Source organism: Bacillus sp. FSL R9-9834 (assembly GCF_038006905.1).
Taxonomy (GTDB): Bacteria; Bacillota; Bacilli; order Bacillales; family Bacillaceae_G; genus Bacillus_A; species Bacillus_A pacificus.
This window is the reverse complement of record NZ_JBBOWD010000005.1, coordinates 1-5,763: the sequence shown is the minus strand read 5'-3', so window position 1 is coordinate 5,763 and position 5,763 is coordinate 1. Positions and strand designations below refer to the sequence as shown.

The following is a 5,763-nucleotide window of genomic DNA, read 5'->3' as shown; positions in this document are numbered from 1 at the left end:
CCGTCCATTGTAGCACGTGTGTAGCCCAGGTCATAAGGGGCATGATGATTTGACGTCATCCCCACCTTCCTCCGGTTTGTCACCGGCAGTCACCTTAGAGTGCCCAACTGAATGATGGCAACTAAGATCAAGGGTTGCGCTCGTTGCGGGACTTAACCCAACATCTCACGACACGAGCTGACGACAACCATGCACCACCTGTCACTCTGCTCCCGAAGGAGAAGCCCTATCTCTAGGGTTGTCAGAGGATGTCAAGACCTGGTAAGGTTCTTCGCGTTGCTTCGAATTAAACCACATGCTCCACCGCTTGTGCGGGCCCCCGTCAATTCCTTTGAGTTTCAGCCTTGCGGCCGTACTCCCCAGGCGGAGTGCTTAATGCGTTAACTTCAGCACTAAAGGGCGGAAACCCTCTAACACTTAGCACTCATCGTTTACGGCGTGGACTACCAGGGTATCTAATCCTGTTTGCTCCCCACGCTTTCGCGCCTCAGTGTCAGTTACAGACCAGAAAGTCGCCTTCGCCACTGGTGTTCCTCCATATCTCTACGCATTTCACCGCTACACATGGAATTCCACTTTCCTCTTCTGCACTCAAGTCTCCCAGTTTCCAATGACCCTCCACGGTTGAGCCGTGGGCTTTCACATCAGACTTAAGAAACCACCTGCGCGCGCTTTACGCCCAATAATTCCGGATAACGCTTGCCACCTACGTATTACCGCGGCTGCTGGCACGTAGTTAGCCGTGGCTTTCTGGTTAGGTACCGTCAAGGTGCCAGCTTATTCAACTAGCACTTGTTCTTCCCTAACAACAGAGTTTTACGACCCGAAAGCCTTCATCACTCACGCGGCGTTGCTCCGTCAGACTTTCGTCCATTGCGGAAGATTCCCTACTGCTGCCTCCCGTAGGAGTCTGGGCCGTGTCTCAGTCCCAGTGTGGCCGATCACCCTCTCAGGTCGGCTACGCATCGTTGCCTTGGTGAGCCGTTACCTCACCAACTAGCTAATGCGACGCGGGTCCATCCATAAGTGACAGCCGAAGCCGCCTTTCAATTTCGAACCATGCGGTTCAAAATGTTATCCGGTATTAGCCCCGGTTTCCCGGAGTTATCCCAGTCTTATGGGCAGGTTACCCACGTGTTACTCACCCGTCCGCCGCTAACTTCATAAGAGCAAGCTCTTAATCCATTCGCTCGACTTGCATGTATTAGGCACGCCGCCAGCGTTCATCCTGAGCCAGGATCAAACTCTCCAATAAAGTTAGTTTGTCTAGCATCTAAAATAAAAATTGACGTTTCACGTTGTTTGTTTCGTTCAGTTTTCAAAGAACTTTTTTGGTGGAGCCTAGCGGGATCGAACCGCTGACCTCCTGCGTGCAAGGCAGGCGCTCTCCCAGCTGAGCTAAGGCCCCAAACAAGTATCGGGAAGACAGGATTTGAACCTGCGACCCCCTGGTCCCAAACCAGGTGCTCTACCAAGCTGAGCCACTTCCCGAAAGAAAACGCGCCCGAGAGGAGTCGAACCCCTAACCTCTTGATCCGTAGTCAAACGCTCTATCCAATTGAGCTACGGGCGCATATGGTGCCGAGGGCGGGGGTCGAACCCGCACGGTGGTCACCCACCGCAGGATTTTAAGTCCTGTGCGTCTGCCTGTTCCGCCACCCCGGCATGTCATATTGAAAATTGGAGCGGAAGACGGGATTCGAACCCGCGACCCCAACCTTGGCAAGGTTGTATTCTACCACTGAACTACTTCCGCAAGACATGTTTGAGTTATTTCATTAAAAGTGCGGGTGAAGGGAGTCGAACCCCCACGCCAAAGGCGCTAGATCCTAAGTCTAGTGCGTCTGCCAATTCCGCCACACCCGCATATTCATTAAAAATGGTGAGCCATGAAGGACTCGAACCTTCGACCCTCTGATTAAAAGTCAGATGCTCTACCAACTGAGCTAATGGCTCTTACAATAAAAACTGGTGCCGACTAGAGGACTTGAACCCCCAACCTACTGATTACAAGTCAGTTGCTCTACCAATTGAGCTAAGTCGGCTAAATGGTGGAGGATGACGGGATCGAACCGCCGACCCCCTGCTTGTAAGGCAGGTGCTCTCCCAGCTGAGCTAATCCTCCGAATTGCCTGGCAACGTCCTACTCTCACAGGGACAAGGTCCCAACTACCATCGGCGCTAGAGAGCTTAACTTCCGTGTTCGGTATGGGAACGGGTGTGACCTCTCTGCCATCATTACCAGACTGTATTCATTTAAGACAAGAATTATTGTAACTCATTTAACTTTGAAAGTCAACAAGTTTTTTATATTCTTTCAAAACTAGATAACATTGCTACATATTATATGGTTAAGTCCTCGATCTATTAGTATTCGTCAGCTCCACATGTCACCATGCTTCCACCTCGAACCTATCAACCTGATCATCTTTCAGGGATCTTACTAGCTTACGCTATGGGAAATCTCATCTTGAGGGGGGCTTCATGCTTAGATGCTTTCAGCACTTATCCCTTCCGCACATAGCTACCCAGCTATGCCCTTGGCAGAACAACTGGTACACCAGCGGTGCGTCCATCCCGGTCCTCTCGTACTAAGGACAGCTCCTCTCAAATTTCCTACGCCCACGACGGATAGGGACCGAACTGTCTCACGACGTTCTGAACCCAGCTCGCGTACCGCTTTAATGGGCGAACAGCCCAACCCTTGGGACCGACTACAGCCCCAGGATGCGATGAGCCGACATCGAGGTGCCAAACCTCCCCGTCGATGTGGACTCTTGGGGGAGATAAGCCTGTTATCCCCGGGGTAGCTTTTATCCGTTGAGCGATGGCCCTTCCATGCGGAACCACCGGATCACTAAGCCCGACTTTCGTCCCTGCTCGACTTGTAGGTCTCGCAGTCAAGCTCCCTTATGCCTTTGCACTCTACGAATGATTTCCAACCATTCTGAGGGAACCTTTGGGCGCCTCCGTTACACTTTAGGAGGCGACCGCCCCAGTCAAACTGCCCACCTGACACTGTCTCCCGGGTCGATAAGACCCGTAGGTTAGAATTTCAATACAGTCAGGGCGGTATCCCACCAGCGCCTCCACCGAAGCTAGCGCTCCGGTTTCAAAGGCTCCCGCCTATCCTGTACAAACTGTACCAAAATTCAATATCAGGCTACAGTAAAGCTCCACGGGGTCTTTCCGTCCTGTCGCGGGTAACCTGCATCTTCACAGGTACTATAATTTCACCGAGTCTCTGGTTGAGACAGTGCCCAAATCGTTACACCTTTCGTGCGGGTCGGAACTTACCCGACAAGGAATTTCGCTACCTTAGGACCGTTATAGTTACGGCCGCCGTTTACTGGGGCTTCGGTTCAAAGCTTCGCTCCGAAGAGCTAACTCTTCCCCTTAACCTTCCAGCACCGGGCAGGTGTCAGCCCCTATACTTCGCCTTTCGGCTTCGCAGAGACCTGTGTTTTTGCTAAACAGTCGCTTGGGCCTATTCACTGCGGCTCACTCACAAGTGAGCACCCCTTCTCCCGAAGTTACGGGGTCATTTTGCCGAGTTCCTTAACGAGAGTTCTCCCGCTCACCTTAGGATTCTCTCCTCGCCTACCTGTGTCGGTTTGCGGTACGGGCACCTATAATCTAACTAGAGGCTTTTCTTGGCAGTGTGAAATCAGGAACTTCGGTACTCTATTTCCCTCCCCGTCACAGCTCAGAATCATGTCAGACGGATTTGCCTATCTGACTTCCTCGCATGCTTGGACGCACATCCATCGGTGCGCACTCCTTATCCTCCTGCGTCCCCCCATTGCTCAAACAATCATGAGGTGGTACAGGAATATCAACCTGTTGTCCATCGCCTACGCCTGTCGGCCTCGGCTTAGGTCCCGACTAACCCTGAGAGGACGAGCCTTCCTCAGGAAACCTTAGGCATTCGGTGAAAGAGATTCTCACTCTTTTTTCGCTACTCATACCGGCATTCTCACTTCAAAGCGCTCCACCAGTCCTCACGGTCTGACTTCGCAGCACTTTGAACGCTCTCCTACCATTGTTCGTAAGAACAATCCGCAGCTTCGGTGATACGTTTAGCCCCGGTACATTTTCGGCGCAGCGTCACTCGACCAGTGAGCTATTACGCACTCTTTCAATGATGGCTGCTTCTAAGCCAACATCCTGGTTGTCTGTGCAACGCCACATCCTTTTCCACTTAACGTATACTTTGGGACCTTAGCTGGCGGTCTGGGCTGTTTCCCTTTCGACTATGAACCTTATCACCCATAGTCTGACTCCCAAGCGTAAGTAACTGGCATTCGGAGTTTGACTGAATTCGGTAACCCGGTAGGGGCCCCTAGTCCAATCAGTGCTCTACCTCCAGTACTCTCTATCTTGAGGCTAGCCCTAAAGCTATTTCGGAGAGAACCAGCTATCTCTGTGTTCGATTGGAATTTCACCGCTACCCACACCTCATCCCCGCATTTTTCAACATACGTGGGTTCGGGCCTCCAGTCAGTGTTACCTGACCTTCACCCTGGACATGGGTAGATCACACAGTTTCGGGTCTACGACCGCATACTCATTCGCCCTGTTCAGACTCGCTTTCGCTACGGCTCCGTGTCTTCCACTTAACCTTGCATACGATCGTAACTCGCCGGTCCATTCTACAAAAGGTACGCCGTCACCCATTAACGGGCTTCGACTACTTGTAGGCACACGATTTCAGGTTCTATTTCACTCCCCTCCCGGGGTGCTTTTCACCTTTCCCTCACGGTACTGGTTCACTATCGGTCACTAGGGAGTATTTAGCCTTGGGAGATGGTCCTCCCGGATTCCGACGGAATTCCACGTGTTCCGCCGTACTCAGGATACACTCCGGAGGAAATTCCTTTTCGATTACAGGGCTGTTACCTTCTTTGGCTGACCTTTCCAGGTCGATTCATCTAAAGAATTTCTTTGTCACTCCAATGGAATGTCCTACAACCCCAAGAAGCAAGCTTCTTGGTTTGGGCTCTTTCCGTTTCGCTCGCCGCTACTCAGGAAATCGATGTTTCTTTCTCTTCCTCCAGGTACTGAGATGTTTCAGTTCCCCGGGTCTGCCTCACCTACCCTATGTATTCAGATAGATGTACTGTTCCATTACGAACAGTGGGTTCCCCCATTCGGAAATCCTCGGATATCATGTTTACTTACAACTCCCCGAGGCATATCGGTGTTAGTCCCGTCCTTCATCGGCTCCTAGTGCCAAGGCATCCACCGTGCGCCCTTATTCACTTAACTAAAGTTTTTGAATAAGATGGCTGATTACAGAATGTAATCAGTTGTGTCGCTATATCAATAGCTTTTTTGCCTTATTTTTAAAGTTTGATGTCGTTGTTACTCTTATTTAGTTTTCAAGGTACAAACTTCCTTTGAGAGAATTGCTCTCTCAAAACTGAACCAAACAACCACGTACGAATTCCGTTATATATCCTTAGAAAGGAGGTGATCCAGCCGCACCTTCCGATACGGCTACCTTGTTACGACTTCACCCCAATCATTCGTCCCACCTTCGGCGGCTGGCTCACGTCTGTGTTACCTCACCGACTTCGGGTGTTACGAACTCTCGTGGTGTGACGGGCGGTGTGTACAAGACCCGGGAACGTATTCACCGCGGCATGCTGATCCGCGATTACTAGCGATTCCGGCTTCATGCAGGCGAGTTGCAGCCTGCAATCCGAACTGAGAACGGTTTTATGGGATTTGCTGGACCTCGCGGGTTCGCTTCCCTTTGTT

Annotated in this window: 9 tRNA genes and 4 rRNA genes; all 13 read right to left on the bottom strand. The window is 51.3% G+C overall.

Annotation, left to right across the window (positions count from 1 at the left end):
* Positions 1–1,255: ribosomal RNA gene (locus tag MKY00_RS30130) — 16S ribosomal RNA — on the bottom strand; the annotation flags it as partial.
* Between the two features lie 77 nt (positions 1,256–1,332).
* Positions 1,333–1,408, bottom strand: a tRNA-Ala gene (locus tag MKY00_RS30125).
* A gap of 9 nt (positions 1,409–1,417) precedes the next feature.
* A tRNA-Pro gene (locus MKY00_RS30120) sits at positions 1,418–1,491 on the bottom strand.
* Between the two features lie 8 nt (positions 1,492–1,499).
* A tRNA-Arg gene (locus tag MKY00_RS30115) sits at positions 1,500–1,573 on the bottom strand.
* A gap of 3 nt (positions 1,574–1,576) precedes the next feature.
* Positions 1,577–1,665 (bottom strand) — tRNA-Leu (locus MKY00_RS30110).
* 16 nt (positions 1,666–1,681) lie between these two features.
* Positions 1,682–1,756, bottom strand: a tRNA-Gly gene (locus MKY00_RS30105).
* A 29-nt stretch (positions 1,757–1,785) separates the two neighbouring features.
* Positions 1,786–1,866: transfer RNA gene (locus tag MKY00_RS30100), tRNA-Leu, on the bottom strand.
* Between the two features lie 14 nt (positions 1,867–1,880).
* Positions 1,881–1,956 (bottom strand) — tRNA-Lys (locus tag MKY00_RS30095).
* A gap of 13 nt (positions 1,957–1,969) precedes the next feature.
* Positions 1,970–2,045 (bottom strand) — tRNA-Thr (locus MKY00_RS30090).
* A 4-nt stretch (positions 2,046–2,049) separates the two neighbouring features.
* Positions 2,050–2,125 (bottom strand) — tRNA-Val (locus MKY00_RS30085).
* A 5-nt stretch (positions 2,126–2,130) separates the two neighbouring features.
* Positions 2,131–2,246: ribosomal RNA gene (gene rrf, locus MKY00_RS30080) — 5S ribosomal RNA — on the bottom strand.
* A 101-nt stretch (positions 2,247–2,347) separates the two neighbouring features.
* Positions 2,348–5,268: ribosomal RNA gene (locus tag MKY00_RS30075) — 23S ribosomal RNA — on the bottom strand.
* 197 nt (positions 5,269–5,465) lie between these two features.
* Positions 5,466–5,763 (bottom strand): 16S ribosomal RNA (locus MKY00_RS30070); the annotation flags it as partial.